The organism is Methanosarcina horonobensis HB-1 = JCM 15518 (genome assembly GCF_000970285.1).
GTDB lineage: Archaea > Halobacteriota > Methanosarcinia > Methanosarcinales > Methanosarcinaceae > Methanosarcina > Methanosarcina horonobensis.
Genome location: NZ_CP009516.1, coordinates 3,673,666 through 3,688,356, shown reverse-complemented (window position 1 = coordinate 3,688,356; position 14,691 = coordinate 3,673,666). Strand labels below are relative to the sequence as shown.

The 14,691-nt window shown below is 41.3% G+C and carries 18 protein-coding genes and 1 pseudogene; 15 read left to right on the top strand and 4 right to left on the bottom strand.

What is annotated here, in order from left to right; genetic code table 11:
* Positions 1–410 precede the first annotated feature (410 nt).
* Both MSHOH_RS16115 and MSHOH_RS26080 read left to right on the top strand, forming a co-directional pair.
* Positions 411–698: pseudogene (locus MSHOH_RS16115) on the top strand (IS1634 family transposase); the annotation flags it as partial.
* The gene (locus tag MSHOH_RS26080) at positions 695–847 is read left to right on the top strand and encodes a DDE-type integrase/transposase/recombinase (protein ID WP_394297755.1); all 153 of its coding nucleotides are present in this window, start codon (positions 695–697) and stop codon (positions 845–847) included. The pseudogene MSHOH_RS16115 and the gene MSHOH_RS26080, both read left to right, overlap by 4 nt.
* A gap of 319 nt (positions 848–1,166) precedes the next feature.
* Here MSHOH_RS26080 and MSHOH_RS16110 read toward each other — a convergent pair whose 3' ends face one another.
* On the bottom strand, positions 1,167–1,817 hold the full coding sequence (locus tag MSHOH_RS16110; RefSeq protein WP_048141166.1) for a class I SAM-dependent methyltransferase: 651 nt from the start codon (positions 1,815–1,817) through the stop codon (positions 1,167–1,169).
* A gap of 367 nt (positions 1,818–2,184) precedes the next feature.
* Between MSHOH_RS16110 and MSHOH_RS24040 the strand changes: the two genes are divergently transcribed.
* Complete coding sequence (locus tag MSHOH_RS24040; RefSeq protein WP_158024218.1) at positions 2,185–2,340, top strand: hypothetical protein; 156 nt, start codon at positions 2,185–2,187, stop codon at positions 2,338–2,340.
* Between the two features lie 75 nt (positions 2,341–2,415).
* On the opposite strand, the gene MSHOH_RS16105 is transcribed toward MSHOH_RS24040, so the two are convergent.
* Complete coding sequence (locus MSHOH_RS16105; protein WP_048141164.1) at positions 2,416–3,600, bottom strand: FAD-dependent monooxygenase; 1,185 nt, start codon at positions 3,598–3,600, stop codon at positions 2,416–2,418.
* Positions 3,601–4,039: 439 nt separating this feature from the next.
* Between MSHOH_RS16105 and MSHOH_RS24035 the strand changes: the two genes are divergently transcribed.
* Complete coding sequence (locus tag MSHOH_RS24035; RefSeq protein WP_158024217.1) at positions 4,040–4,201, top strand: methyltransferase family protein; 162 nt, start codon at positions 4,040–4,042, stop codon at positions 4,199–4,201.
* A 117-nt stretch (positions 4,202–4,318) separates the two neighbouring features.
* On the opposite strand, the gene MSHOH_RS16100 is transcribed toward MSHOH_RS24035, so the two are convergent.
* Positions 4,319–4,924 carry a protein-S-isoprenylcysteine O-methyltransferase gene (locus MSHOH_RS16100; protein WP_158024216.1) on the bottom strand — a complete coding sequence of 202 codons (606 nt, stop codon included), beginning with the start codon at positions 4,922–4,924 and terminating at the stop codon, positions 4,319–4,321.
* Between the two features lie 157 nt (positions 4,925–5,081).
* Between MSHOH_RS16100 and MSHOH_RS16095 the strand changes: the two genes are divergently transcribed.
* The 11 genes from MSHOH_RS16095 (at position 5,082) to MSHOH_RS23020 (ending at position 14,000) form a co-directional block, all read left to right on the top strand.
* Positions 5,082–5,729: a hypothetical protein gene (locus MSHOH_RS16095; protein WP_158024215.1), complete on the top strand. Its 648-nt coding sequence runs from the start codon at positions 5,082–5,084 to the stop codon at positions 5,727–5,729.
* 435 nt (positions 5,730–6,164) lie between these two features.
* Positions 6,165–6,332 carry a YHS domain-containing protein gene (locus tag MSHOH_RS23030; protein ID WP_338037951.1) on the top strand — a complete coding sequence of 56 codons (168 nt, stop codon included), beginning with the start codon at positions 6,165–6,167 and terminating at the stop codon, positions 6,330–6,332.
* Between the two features lie 13 nt (positions 6,333–6,345).
* Positions 6,346–6,501, top strand: coding sequence for a hypothetical protein (locus MSHOH_RS24030; protein ID WP_158024214.1), 156 nt, complete (start codon positions 6,346–6,348; stop codon positions 6,499–6,501).
* Positions 6,498–7,457, top strand: a complete 960-nt coding sequence (locus tag MSHOH_RS16085) for a 2-hydroxyacid dehydrogenase (protein WP_048141156.1) — start codon at positions 6,498–6,500, stop codon at positions 7,455–7,457. The genes MSHOH_RS24030 and MSHOH_RS16085 overlap by 4 nt, the downstream gene beginning before the upstream one ends.
* 42 nt (positions 7,458–7,499) lie before the next feature.
* Positions 7,500–7,820 (top strand): DUF2933 domain-containing protein, encoded by a 321-nt coding sequence (locus MSHOH_RS22320; RefSeq protein WP_158024213.1) that lies wholly within the window; start codon positions 7,500–7,502, stop codon positions 7,818–7,820.
* Between the two features lie 354 nt (positions 7,821–8,174).
* Positions 8,175–9,119 (top strand): hypothetical protein, encoded by a 945-nt coding sequence (locus MSHOH_RS16075; protein ID WP_048141154.1) that lies wholly within the window; start codon positions 8,175–8,177, stop codon positions 9,117–9,119.
* A 366-nt stretch (positions 9,120–9,485) separates the two neighbouring features.
* Complete coding sequence (locus MSHOH_RS23025; protein ID WP_338037950.1) at positions 9,486–9,713, top strand: heavy-metal-associated domain-containing protein; 228 nt, start codon at positions 9,486–9,488, stop codon at positions 9,711–9,713.
* A 174-nt stretch (positions 9,714–9,887) separates the two neighbouring features.
* On the top strand, positions 9,888–10,085 hold the full coding sequence (locus MSHOH_RS16065; RefSeq protein ID WP_048141150.1) for a heavy-metal-associated domain-containing protein: 198 nt from the start codon (positions 9,888–9,890) through the stop codon (positions 10,083–10,085).
* A gap of 41 nt (positions 10,086–10,126) precedes the next feature.
* Complete coding sequence (locus MSHOH_RS16060; protein ID WP_048141148.1) at positions 10,127–13,021, top strand: heavy metal translocating P-type ATPase; 2,895 nt, start codon at positions 10,127–10,129, stop codon at positions 13,019–13,021.
* A gap of 406 nt (positions 13,022–13,427) precedes the next feature.
* On the top strand, positions 13,428–13,676 hold the full coding sequence (locus MSHOH_RS16055; protein WP_048141146.1) for a hypothetical protein: 249 nt from the start codon (positions 13,428–13,430) through the stop codon (positions 13,674–13,676).
* Positions 13,677–13,805: 129 nt separating this feature from the next.
* A complete protein-coding gene (locus MSHOH_RS23020) occupies positions 13,806–14,000 on the top strand; it encodes a YwbE family protein (protein WP_082089386.1) in 195 nt (64 codons plus the stop codon).
* Between the two features lie 91 nt (positions 14,001–14,091).
* On the opposite strand, the gene MSHOH_RS16050 is transcribed toward MSHOH_RS23020, so the two are convergent.
* Complete coding sequence (locus MSHOH_RS16050; protein ID WP_158024212.1) at positions 14,092–14,403, bottom strand: hypothetical protein; 312 nt, start codon at positions 14,401–14,403, stop codon at positions 14,092–14,094.
* Positions 14,404–14,691: the final 288 nt, after the last annotated feature.

The following is a 14,691-nucleotide window of genomic DNA, read 5'->3' as shown; positions in this document are numbered from 1 at the left end:
TTGTATTCAATTAAGGAGTCTGTTAACCATAAAATGGCTAGCGGAAGCTAACGAGGTTTTTTGGAATAGATGTAGTTTTTAATTATCTGTACGAGGAATCGTTCAAGAATTATTATTTTTGCCAGGTAATTTCGTAACATTTCATATATGGATAAAAAGTGCGGACTAATAAGCTATTTCAGCCATTCTGAACCACAAGCAATCGGAACTACTGTTAGAGCCATAGCGGCAGGTAACATCTTTCCACGTACAACCTGCCATAACGACGTACAAAATACCGTTCATTAACTATCTGTACGTGACTTTCCTGTATGTGGTTTCTGTGGAGGAAGATAGGGTTCTATGGATTCCCATAGAGCATCACCGATTTCACGAAATGATATAAAAGTATATTTATAATGTGACAATGTCAAGTTGAAGAACTGTCAATGATAATGGTCTTAACCCTAATGATTTATTCGGTAGCTGAATGGAAGCTAAGAGAGAAGTTAAAAGAAAAAGGGGAAATAATACCGGACCAGCTTAAAAAACAAACTCAGAAGCCCACGTTGAAATGGGTTTTCACGCTAATTAGGGAGATTACAGAAATCAAAACTGAAATGGACTCAAAAGTAATAATTGAAATTGCAAATATGAATGAAGTTAAGAACAAGATAGTAAGGTTAATGGGGAAAAATTGTGAAAGATATTATCTTTGAGGAGAGATCTGCGGAAGGTCTGTAAAAACGTAAGCCTTCGGCAAATTAAGTATTTGAATAATATTGTTGAACAGGATTATAGATCTATAAAACAGATAGTTCGTCCAATGTTAGGCTTTCAGTCTTTTATACGGCTATTAAGATTTTAAAAGGAATTGAAATCATGCATATGATAAAAAGGACAGATTGATACTTTAAATCGATGTGTTCTTGCTGAAGCCAATTTTATAAACAAGTTATTCGGAATAGCTGCTTAATTTTGACTGTTTCATAGTTTCATAGGAATATTATGCTTTTTTATGTTCTTTGCTGTGAAATTAAATTTTTGCTTCTATATTATGACCTTTTGCAACAGAACCCCTTTTAACAGAACCCCTTTTAGTGCATTAAACAATCTCAGGATGTACACATATTCTGTTCATACTCTAATGTGACAACTCGAAAATTGCTCATCTATCCGTCGTTATTTTAATCCTTTATTCCCACAGATAAGTAAACAAATCCCCCGTACATTTCTCTCAATGAAGATTTTTGGAAATATCTTTCAACAGATTCCCACAAGTGCCTATACTGAAGTTCTTTCCTGACACCAAAAGGCCTTGTAACTAATATCATCAAGGGTGCAAGAAATCTCATGTAATTGTTCGGCATTTTGAAATCAAGAATTGCAATTCTACCACCTTTTCTAAGTGATTCACTGCAATTTTTGATCACCTTGTCGTAGTCTGGAGATAGTGTCAATGCGAATGTTGAAAAGACTGCATCAACACCTTCTGGGATATTGTATTGGGCAACATCATCATGAAAGAACTCAACGTTTTTCCAGTCATTTTTCTTGACGCGCTCCTTTGCCTTTTCTAGCATCTTATCAGTAATATCCACACCTATGATCTTGCCCTCTTTTCCGATCTTTTGTTGAAGCAATGGGAAGTTTAGACCTGTACCACAGCCTAATTCCAAGACAGTATCACCTTTCTTGATATCAAGGGAGTCAATTGTGAGAACTCTATAATGGTGTAATCTAAAGCCAATCAAATAATACAGGTTGGCAGTAAGATCATAATTTTTCGCCCTTTTCCTGTATAGGTCTACAACCTCTTTTGGACTTAATACTGACAAATTATTCCAACCGGTATTGATATGCTTTATATTTTTGTAATTGGAATACTAAAAAGATATCTATGTCACATTATTCTTTCCTAAATGGCCCAATGGGAGCATAGCTGCTACCAAATGCAAAGTAATTTCCATATAACAGACATATTCAAAAATAAGGATCAGGAGCTAGTAATATAAAGTCAACACATATAAGAAATTTCGTTTCAGATCAATACACTTAATGATATTAGATGACTTCAGAGCGCTTATGCCAATGGTTTATAGCCATATTAATTCATATGGATGTTTAAATCTTGATGCGAAAAACGAAATCCATTGCGATTAGTGCTAGTTAATATTAAAAGTTGCTTTGCACTTGATGACAGTTATGCTCCCATTGGGCCTTATGGCAAGTGTAGATACCTATGGGTCAAATGGGAGTTTAGTAAAATGCGCTTTCTTGGCGCACCATGACAGCGATGCTGTAATTAGGCCAATCTATATCGCTTGCTCCCTTATATACTGGTGGGAAATAGTAGGCTAATTTTGAAACCGGCTCACTAATAACCGTGGCGCAGGGATCTACCAGCGGGATCTATCAATATCAATCTTTAGATTTTTAACTATAGTTAACCAGAATACTTTTCGCACCCAATAAATTTAGAAAATGACTCAGGAAAAATTTATTGAATATTAAACGAATGAGTGGATAGCGAAACACCATTTTCGTTCTCGAAGATGGAACTAACTGTCCAGCAAACCGTATGGCGTCATTTTGTTTTCTATCTACGAAAGGTTTGAGGAATTGTTGGTAGGTAGTAAAGGCGGATTGATAATCTCCGGAATACCTCTCAAGCTCCTGCGTAATTACATAGGCCCCTGCCATCGCCATATGTGATCCTTGTACTGCAGTCAGTGTAAGACATCCACACGCATCTCCAAGAAGCGCAATTCGCCCTTTATACCAGTCCGGCATGACAATTTGCTCCATGGCATCGAAATAAATGGGCTTTGAGGAGGAAACCTTTTTTAAGGTATCTTCGGCAATCCAGTCGGCCCCATCGAACTGCTCTTGTACGAAAGCAAGCCGCTTTTCATGAGGCAAGTAACCAACGTTATCATGGCGAAAAATATACACCGCATCCATGCAATTGGCATCGAGGGGGTAAAACCACGCGATACGGCCCGGCTCCTCATAGATCTCCAGCGAACGTCCGATGCAATAATCATGATTAGGAGTGTGAAATGCCGCTACATAATAACCAAGATATCGGGCGAATTGAGACTCTGGACCAAAAATCAATTCACGAACGTTGGAATGAACTCCATCAGCGCCAAAAAGCAACTGAAATGCGCTCATGGTTCCGTCGTTGAACACTACCTGCAAACCGTTCTCCTCTTCTTTAATTGATTGAATGGTCGTGCCAAATCTTATTCTCACACCTGATGCCAAGGCACGATTGAAAAGGATGAACTCCAAATCCGGGCGGCGGAGAAAGGCAAATTTTCCCCTAAAGGCCTTGCGTACACGTTCGATGGGCACTGCCGGAAAATGAGGATCTCCATTCCAATCGACATATTCCAGATAATCTATTGGATAATGAACCTTTTTAATATCACTCAATAATCCCATACGATCGGCAACGTCCCAGCCCGTTCCAAAAAAACCCATCATGTACCCTTCAGTCCTCACGGCCGTATCGCGCTCGATTACTAAAGGCTCCCATCCTTTCTCCTTGAGCAGTATCCCAAGAGTAAGTCCCGCTATGCCTCCCCCGGAGATGAGAACTTTTTTATCTATCATAAAAAATACTCTCAGTTGAGATTTTAGTCGACTATTGTATCGATGTTTATCTTCAGTATTAATGTTTATCTTCAAGAGAAATAGTTTTGACTTTGGGGACTGCTCTGAGGAGAGGCGGTTCGCTGGTCTTAGCCCCAATTAATTTTTCAATTTTCGAAGATAGCAAAGGTTTATTGTAGACAATAATTGCTGAGATGATAATTGCTAACCTATGCAATGTGACTACTAAATTTTACGTATGTTAACGTTTAGAAAAGACGGGCTCCCAAATTATGAGCAACTTCAGGAGCAATTCCAGGAGTTAAACAAGCGCCTAGAGTTCATTAACATGAATAGAATCTATCAAAAATTGGCTCATCTATAGATACAAAAATTATCCCTTCATGTATATAAATAGTCATATTAATCTAAAAAACGCTAATCGCCTTTTTGGCGGGATATGCAAAAATACCCAATGTCGACTCTGATTGTGTTTCCAATCCTTGTATATATGTACAAAAGGCTGACAGGAAGTGAAGAGAAAGAGGTGCTGACGGAATTTGGAGAAGAGTACTCTCGTTATATGGCAGAAGTTCCGGGGTTTATTCCGCGTTTAAAGTAATCAAGAAGAACATAGATGCATACTCAAACAGTAATATAGTTCCCAACACTACCCTATCAGTTAACTATTTTTTTCTCAACAGTCCACGAACTATCCTTAAGATTCAAAATTTGCTTCCTAAATCTGTTTTCTACTCCTTAAAATTCTCAACTTTGGGATCAGCCTTCTCGTGTTCTGCACATATTCCCTGTACTCGTCTCCGAATTGTTCTGCCATCATCTTCTCTTCATCGGATACTCGGACCAGGTACATGCTTATTATTGACAGCATATGAGCCAAGATAACCAGCAAGTTGGCAGAGAGGAACGATACTCCTATGCCTATTAAAGCAATGGCCGCATACATAGGATGTCTGATGAACCTGTAAGGACCCTCAGTCACCAAAGTATGGTCTTTCCAGGTCTCCAGGAAGGGAGACCAGTTCCTGCCTAAAGCTCTATGAGACCAGACAAAGAGAAGATCGCCAGCAAAGATAATTCCTGCTCCAAACCAGCGGAGCCATGCAGGGAAAGGAAGGCGAAAAGAATTTATCCGGGATGTAAGAACGTAAAAGAATATGGGAATAAACCCGAGGCCTACAAAAGCGAGAGACATTTTCTCTCTTTGCTCGTGTTTTATCATTGCTCTTTTGAAATCTCTGTAGCTTTTCATATAATGTAGCCTGATACCTATTTCCACCAAAAGCAAGGCTGCCAGGACGCGCTTAAACTGAGCTTCAGACACAGGATTAAATCTATCACAAAACTATTTATTGATTATGAATTCCTCATTGGGAAAAGTTGCATATTACTTTCAGCAGCTACAAAATAGAAAAGAATGTAACAGAGGCTTAGCTGTATCAGTAGATTTACTTATATAAGCATGTAATTATAATATAAGTATGGTCGAGCTGACAGAGAATGAGGCAAGGAAATGGAGAGCTGTGCACTCTCCAGAGGCCATTCGTCGGGCCTCGAATTTTGTGCACAACTTGATGGGTGTGGTCATTGGAACTGCTGCCGCGCTAGCTCTGCTACATGAGGTGGGAATACTCGTAAATATCCTGACATATCTGCCTTCTGCCTTACTGACTATCTCTGGAGCCTTCCTCACACTCTTCCTACTCCTTCACCATGAAACCAAGAACCTTAAGCTCACTTTAAAGGCCGTATGGACCGACCCCCAGCAGAGGCAGCATCTAACGATGGGGGTGTTGCTAACTCTGGCCGGCCTCATGGAATTTTTAAAGACTGCAAAAGGATCTTCGAAGAAGATCTTGGGGCTGGTGCTGCCTAGTGCCCTGGTCGTCATAGGCTTCATGTTCCTGACACATCCCCAGCATGGGACTGCGGAGTCAATTCGGTGGTCGAAGAGGTATCATGGAGTTTTAGGATCTTTGATTGCATTAGCAGGAGTTTTGAGGGCATTTAATATCTTGTTCTCGATATTAGGATATCTTTGGTCCGGCGTGCTCTTGGTAGCGGCTCTAATGCTGGCAACCTACAATGAGCCTGAAGGCTCTTATGAGGAACCGCATGTAATTCACTAAATTCGAGAGTCAATTGGAGGTTAATAGCTTCTAAAAATTTGAGATGTTACAATCCCTAGAAAATCTATTACAAAACACTTCTATCACAAAACATTCCAAAATCGCGATTTTTTTTCTCCATAACATGGTTTTTCCTGAATTTTTCCTGGGGGTATTTTTAACTTCTCTTTTCCAATCATTGCCCCAACTGGAAGATGACTGTGCACATGTAATGCCTGATGAACCTGTAAGAGCCATCGGTCATCAAAGTATGCCCTTTATGTTTTATTGCTACTTTTTCAAACCCTCTATGGTCCCTTTAGTAATAAAGTCTGACGCCAGCAACTATTAAGAGCAATACTGCCAAAGCGATCTTGAATTGAATTTCGTGCACCAGATTAAATTCCTCTCAAATCTGTTCAGGTGATAAAATAGAAATAGTTTGACTCGTTTTTAATTATTGGGGGTATTATTATAGTAGTAATTGATCCTGTCTGTAAGATGAAGCTAGACGAGAAGGACGCGAGATTCAAGAGCGAGTATAAAGGAAAGACGTACTACTTCTGCGCCCTTTCGGATAAAAAGAAGTTTGATGAAGATCCAGAAAAGTACATCGAGCCCTAAGGGATGGGAAGATATGAATATTTTAAACCCGGGCAAGATAGAGCGTGAAGACAAGTCTGCTGTCTTCAAGTCAGAGTACGAAGGCAAAACTTACTGTTTTTTCAGCTTTTCCTACAGGAAAGATAAGTGGAATCTCAGGCATCATTTGGAATTACGGGGTGGCGTATGAAGATAGTAGTAGCAGACCCCATATTCATGACGGAAGAGTACAAAAAACGGCTCGAAGCGTTGGGTGAACTCGAAATTTACAAAAATGTGCCTTTCTCTCATGACGAATTCATTGAGAGAATAAAGGATGCTGAAGTTGTAATAGTAGGAAGATACGGAGTTGACGCCAAGGCTATAAGCTCTGCGCCCAAGCTAAAGCTGATCTCTCTGTGGCAGACGGGCTTCGATAATGTGGACCTGGAGGCAGCGACAGAACGTGAAGTAATAGTATCAAACGTTCCCAGTTATGCCTTCGACTCGGTGGCGGAGTTTGTCTTTGCCTTATCCCTGAACCTTCTCAGAAGAGTCCATCTGGCAGATATGGACCTGCGAGAAGGATTATTCGATTGGAAGCACTATGTGGGTAACCAGCTCATGAGCAAGACCATAGGTGTACTTGGAACGGGCGAAATAGGTAAAAGAGTGATACAGATTGCACAAGGATTCAACATGAATGTGCTCTCTGTAACGGCTCATCCCAATCCTGAGAAAGCAAAAGCACTGGGCATAAAATTTGTAGATCTGGATACTCTGCTCTCAGAGAGTGACATAGTCACATTGCATGTGCCGCTAACACCTGAAACAGAACATATGATAGGTGCGAGAGAACTAGCAAGGATGAAACCTACTGCTATATTGATCAATACTGCCAGGGGGAAAGTGGTCAATGAAGCTGCTCTTATAGAAGCTCTTAAGGAGAAAAAGATCGCCGGAGCAGGGCTGGATGTCTTCGAAAAAGAGCCTCTACCAATGAATAGTCCACTTCTAGTGATGAATAATGTAGTGTTGACTCCACATATTGCTTTTCTCTCTGAAGAATCTTTGGATGAATGTACGTATGTGAGTATTGAGAATGTAGAGATGTTTATTAGGGGTAGGGCACAAAATGTGGTGAATCCCTCAGTATTAAAGGGCTGAGAAGGAATAGCACTCAAGCCCTATGGCTTGGGAGACTCCCTGATGAATGGAACAATTTTCAGTTTAAGAAATAAATTTATTATAAGGGCAGCCTTGCTCTTTATTCTATCTACCATTGCATTCTATATATTGACAGAGCACAGAGCTCACCTTCTGGCGTACTCCAGTTATATATTCTTCCTTGCTTACATCCTGCTTCATTTTTTCATGTGTGGAAAGTATGGAAATCATAGAGAACATGGAAGACATTGCGGGCATGGCGACGGAAAGCACGGGCATAAAGAAGAGGATAAAAGGATTGAACATGGTGCTGGAGGACATAAGGACGGAATCCAGCATGATCAAACCCGAAAGATCAAATGAGCTACATCCCGGCTTTTTGTCTTTAGCCCTGATTATTGTCAACTTCTGACATTTTTCTTTTAATTTTCAGCTTCCCAGGGCTGGCATCTTTAAGAGCCTTCTTGCGTTTTGGTTGCCTTATTTTCCGGATATTTATCTTACATTGGGTTACGAAGCCACTTCTTTGTGAAAAATGAAAGATTTCATTGTCTTCAATGTTTTTTTTTAATTATCTCCTTTTTAAAGCCTCTTAATCTGTAAAAGAGTCCCCAGAAACGGTTTTTATTATAATAAGACTTTTATATTGCGGAGATAAATAAAATAGGAACCGAATCTTTAAACCTATCAAATTCGGTGCGTAACGGGGGAAATAAGATGATCAGGATTGGAACGATAAAGTCAGCATTTTTGCTGGTATTGGGAATTGTGGCAATTACGATGGTAGGTTCCGCTGCAGGAGATACCATGGGTCAGTGTGATTACAATCAAACACGTTCTATGATGCAGTCAAGCATAGGGGATTACCAGGGTAACGAGACCATGATGCGCTGTATGACCGGTGAATACATGGCTGACGGAAACTGCTACATGGCTGAGATGGATCAGGACACAAGTGCAGATCAGTCTAAGCTGGGTTATACTGATTTCTGTCTTGAGAAAGCTATGGAACTGCATAAGCTTCACATGGAGGATCCCAGCAAAGCAACCAATGAGTCTAAGATGGAGCTGCTGAATCATATGATGCGTGCCCATGAATGCATCATGGGAGAAAATGTAACCATGGAAAAGATGGATAACATAACAGCATACAAAGCATTGGCAGTCTCTATGTATGGAGCCAAGATCAGGTTGAACAATGCTGATTTCTGGCTGAAGCAGGCTATGGTACTGCACAAGCTTCAGATGGAGAATCCCAGTAAAGCAACCAATGAGTCCCGGATGGAAATGATGGACAATATGATGTATGCCCGTAAATGTATTATGGGAGAGAGCGCAGCTATGGAGATGACAGACAAGGCCAGAATGGACAGCGCAAGCGTCTGGCTGAAAAAAGCTATGGTACTCCACAAACTTCACATGAAAGATTCCAGCACAGAAACCCTTGAGTCTAAGATGGAAATGATGGGTCATATGATTCAGGCCTATGAGTGCATGACCGGAGAAAATATGACAATGGAAATGATGGATAAGGCAATGAAGTTACAGCCTTCGGAAGAATATGAGCAAAACAAGACAATGGACTTAGGGTGTATGGAAGAATATGAACAAAACAAAACAATGGACTTAGAGAGTATGGAAGAATCCGAACAAGGATGTTAAGTTATAAGCCTGATAAGGCTGCCTATAAATAAAATCAGTGGGGGTCCATCCCCCTATTATCTTTTGATCGTGTATGTAAGTCCGTGTTGATTGCGGTTCGTTTAATACTATTTTCAGTCAAATCTCATGTTCGTATTGTCCCATTAGTCCTTACATTCTAATTCTGGATATGAAAATGATATAAGGTATGATATGTTTCCTTAAGGTCGGATATACTTATTCTTATCACTTGGAGTCCTGTCAGTCCTTAAGATTTATGATAACTGTTTGAGATAAGATTGCTAGGAAACTATTTTAACAGGATCTTTACTTCTTTTCTCTAGAGAACACTTTTATAAAGCTGATAATCCAAGTTATTTCAGATAAATTATACTGGAGGTTGAAACAATTACTCAGGAAACCGTAAAAGTCGAAGGCATGTCCTGCGGACACTGCGTTATGAGGGTTAAAAAGGCAATTGAAGGCGTGCAGGGCGTAAAGAAAGTAGATGTCAGCCTTGAGAACAGACAGGCTGTTGTTGAGTTCGATGAAGGAAAGACAGACACCGAGAAAATCAAAGCTGCAATAAGAGAAACCGGGTATGAGCCAGCCTGAACTGGGATAATGTATTTGGCGATTCTCCTCAAGAGATTCGATTTATCGGGCTCGAGGAATTTATTATATAGTAAAAGGTACAGATTTTTATAATATGGGTGAAGCGCCTGTTTAAAAAGCAGCTGATGATCCGGGGGTGAAGACATCGGGGAGACAACACTTGTAGTAGATGATATGATTTGCAGGTACTGCAAAGACACAGTTACCAAACTTATTACCTCTATTAACGGGGTTTCCCGTGTAAATGTAAACGTCCCTGAGAGGACAGTAAATGTGGTATATGACAGCCGGATAACCGATGCACATGTCATAAGGATGACCCTGCTTGAGGCGGGTTACAAAAATATAAGGGAGTCTATAAACGCTTTTTAAGCGGTTAGGCAGTCTGAAAAACTGGATAGGCGGCATATCCGATGGAAATCACGATAGGTGTTTATGGCATGACCTGTGGTCACTGCCAGAAAAGAGTAGCGGATGCTATTTCTTCTCTTGATGGAGTCAAATCTGTAGATGTCAATCTTGAAGCCGAAAGTGCAACTGTTAACTTTGATCCCGATAAACTAAGCCTTGAGGATATCAAAGAAGCTGTCCGAAAGGCAGGATATTCTACAGAACGCGAAGAAGCGACGACTGAAGGGTATGAAGAAGAAGTCCAGGCAGAAAACTCCGAACCTGCTCTGGAAAAAGAGAAAGCAGGTTTACTTTCAGAACCTGTAGACAGGGTTTCAGAAGAAGTAAAAGAGGGGGTGGTAGAGAGTTCTCAGGCATGCCCTCTTACCGAACCATGCATTGCTGCGGAAAAAGAAGCAGTTCGCATATCAAGCCAGAAACCGGGTTCAAAAGAAATCACTCTCGGAGTTTCAGGGATGACCTGTTCGGCATGTGCACTGAACATCGAGAAGATCCTGAAGAAAAAAGAGGGCGTGGATTCCGTAGCCGTTAACCTGGAACTTGGCAGGGCACAGGTCAGTTTTGATCCTTCCATGGTTTCTCCGAAGGAAATTGAAGAGGCTATTGAATCCATAGGGTATAAAGTCGAGAAGGATAAAGTAACCCTGAATATCCAGGGTATGAGCTGTGCGTCCTGTGCTTCAAATATTGAGAAGATCCTCTATAAAACCGAAGGCGTAATCTCGGCCTCCGTAAATCTTCCTCTTGAGAAAGCCGTTGTGGAATTTGACTCGGCTCGCATTTCTGTGAGGGAAATTATTGCTGCAATTCAGGGAATAGGCTATGGGGCTTCGGTCCAGGCTGAGACTGTTGAATACGAAGACCGGGAACAAATGTCAAGGGATGCTGAAATCCGCAGGCAGAGAAACAACCTGATTATTGCCCTTGTCCTGGGAATTCCGATAGCTCTTGGAAATATGAGCATGGCATTTCCGTTTCTCGCTTTTGTTCCTGAGATCCTTACAGAACCTGTTGTACTTTTTATACTCTCTACTCTTGTCCTTCTTTTTCCGGGCAGACAGTTTTTCGTCGGAACTTTCAAAGGTTTCAAGCATGGAGTAACCGACATGAACCTGCTGATTGCTGCAGGGACAGGGTCAGCTTATCTTATCAGTGTAGCAGCAACTTTCCTTGACTTGGGGCCTGGATACGACGTTCTTTATTATGATACCGTAGCTTTACTGATACTTTTCATTGTCTTTGGCAGGTACCTTGAAGCAAGAGCCAGGGGCAGAACTTCGGAAGCCATCCGAAAACTGATGGGGTTAAGAGCAAAAACCTCACGGATCCTCGTAGACGGCGAAGAAAAAGAAGTTCCTGTAGAAGAGGTAGTTGTCGGGGATATTGTCGTGGTCCGTCCCGGAGAAAAGATCCCTGTTGACGGAATTGTGGTTCAGGGAAGCTCTGCAGTAGACGAGTCAATGATTACCGGTGAGAGCATCCCCGTAGAGAAAAGTCAAGGGGATACTGTTATCGGGGCTACCCTTAACAAGACAGGGTCCTTCAGGTTCAGGGCTACAAAAGTAGGAGCTGATACTGCCCTTGCCCAGATAATCAGGCTTGTGGAATCAGCCCAGACAACAAAAGCTCCCATACAGAGAATCGCAGATGTTTTTGCCGGCAACTTCATCGTAGCCGTGCATATAATTGCCCTGGTGGCTTTTTTCTTCTGGTTTTTCATCGGTTACTGGCGCTACGGAGTAGGTGAATCCATAGCTCTCGGAGGAATCAGTCCCTTCCTCTTTTCCCTGCTTATAGCTATCACCGTCCTTGTGATATCCTGTCCCTGTGCAGTAGGACTTGCAACACCCGCAGCTATTATGGTCGGAACGGGAAAAGGCGCTGAAAACGGAATTCTGATCAAAGGTGGAGAAGCCCTTGAGAGGGCGCATAAACTTGATACGATCGTGTTTGACAAAACAGGGACCCTGACTGAAGGTACCCCCAAACTCACGGACGTGTTTGCAGTTTCCGGTCGCGAGGAAAACGAAGTGCTTTTTATTGCCGCAACGGCTGAAAGAGGATCCGAGCATCCACTGGGAGAAGCCATTGTAAGAGGTGCGGATGAAAGAAAAATCGACCTTGCAGAGGCAAAAAACTTCCGTTCGATTCCAGGAAAGGGCATCGAAGCCTATCTTGAAGACCGGAAGATCCTGCTTGGTACCCGCAAACTTATGGAAGAAAACTCAATTTCTTTTGAGGGGCTTGAAACCCAGATGCGCAAATTTGAAGAACAGGGGAAAACTGCAATGCTTGTAGCTCTTGGGAACGAAGCTGTAGGGCTTGTTGCAGTTGCCGATACTCTGAAGGAGAACTCTAAAGAGGCTGTTGATACCCTTAAAAAAATGAATATCGAAGTAGTTATGATAACCGGAGACAATGCTATCACAGCCGGGGCTATTGCTGGAGAGGTAGGGATTCCAAGGGTGCTTGCAGAGGTGCTGCCCGAAGATAAAGCAAACGAAATCAAAAAGCTTCAGAAAGAAGGCAAACTCGTCGGCATGGTTGGCGACGGCATTAACGATGCTCCTGCCCTGATTCAATCCGATGTTGGAATCGCTATGGGGGCAGGCACGGATGTGGCAATGGAATCTGCAAAGATAGTACTTATAAAAAACGATCCGAGAGATGTGGTAGCAGCTCTTAAACTGAGCCGGCTTACCATTAATAAGATCAAGCAAAATCTGGTCTGGGCTTTCGGGTACAATACAATAGGAATCCCTATTGCAGCTGGAATTCTGTATCCTTTTTTCCTCCGGATTATGATTACACCGGAGCTGGCTGCCGCTTTCATGGCACTTAGCTCGGTTTCTGTAACGACAAATTCCCTGCTGATGAAAAGAAGCAGGATTAAATAAGTTAAGGGAAGATACTTCTGAAGCTGAATTATTTAAGGTAGATCTGTAAGAAAGAAAAATCAAACAGAGTGCAGAAAGCAGGACTTAGAAAGTAAAATTCAGAAAAAACTTGGACGATGATGTGTAGAAAATAAAGTGTAAAAGTACCCGTTGATAGAACTTTCCTGCACTCGCTTTTAAAAGCTCTCAGGATGAACTTACCACAGGCCAGGTTCCGGATTCTACCTTCCGGATACTTCAGCTAACCAGTTGAGGATACGAAGCTTTTAAGGATATGAAGCTTTTAAGGATATGAAGCTTTTAAGGATATGAAGCTATTGAGAATGTAATGTTCTTGGGAGTAGTGAGGTTGTTAGGTTATTGAGGGTGATCGGTTGTTGGGGGTAATCAGGCTAACGGTGATTATATGGTAAAATTTGGATCCAAAGACAAAAGGAGTAGAGTTGTACTTATCTCAAGTATTGCTACCTCGGCAGCGCTTGTAAACCTCTTCTTACTCGGAGCTCTGTTAGCCAATATGTACCAGGGGGAAGCAGCCTATACTCTTGTAGATATTACTGCCGGTTCTATTTTTGTTTTTGTTATTTCCCTGATTATTTCATTATCTCTCTGGCCCAGGATAATAGACTGGCTTGAAAGTAGAGAACATATATAAGAAACCGTGAAATAACTTTCCGGTGAAAATGTCAATTTATTGATGAAAGTATTGAAAGAGAAAGTAATTCTTATAGGAAAATAATTTTTTAAACGTATAATTTATATAGCTATTAATTTACCTTCTGCCATGAACAGATGTAGCATAAGATCAAACGTCAAAGAAGGATTAAAAGTAGGAATTGTTTTAAAGCAGGATCAGAGGACAGGGAAAATAACCCAGGGCATTGTAAAGAGAATTTTAACCAACTCTTCGACTCATCCTCACGGGATAAAGGTGCAGTTGACCGATGGGCAGGTTGGGAGAGTCAAGGAGATTTATTAATACTTTGAGCTGCTCTGCTCCCTGAAGAGCAGTATGTCCTGAAAAGCAGTCCTGGCTTATCTTTTCTTTACCTTCAAGACAACGTTTTGCTTTATCTGCTGCTCGTACTTTCGCCAGCTGTTTTCATTGACTTCAGGATGGAAGTAACATGAGCCTCATTTCTTTGTTTTGCCTGTGTAGAGATCCATTGCTTCTGGATTACAACGGGGTCTCTGTCCCCAACGATATCTGTAACTTTTCTTTCCCTGAAGAAGTAGGAGAGTGCAGTCGTCGGGATTTCATTTAAGTAGGGCAGAGAGGCGCTTGAGCCGAAGATCTTGAATTCATGTCCTCTATTATGTAGTATCCGGAAGTTATAGGCCATCCCATACCATTTCGCCCCTACTGCTCGCTGATTGTTCAAAATAAATTATTTTTCAACTTTGACTATTTTATGCAATTTATTCGCAGTTTCTCGTTGAAAATAATTTCTTTTTTAATTCTATTAATTTGAATTCTTTTTAAAGCCAAGTTGCGAATCTGTATTGGAATTGATTTACTGGATATCCTAAATTAATCTTCTGAATGTTCAGAATTAATTATTGAATCTTTTCCCTGGAGTTTCCTGGAAAACTGTGGTCAGGAATGCGTTATGAATCCTTGAATCCTGATAGACCTTTGAATCCCGATGAATTCTTCAATTCCTTAAATT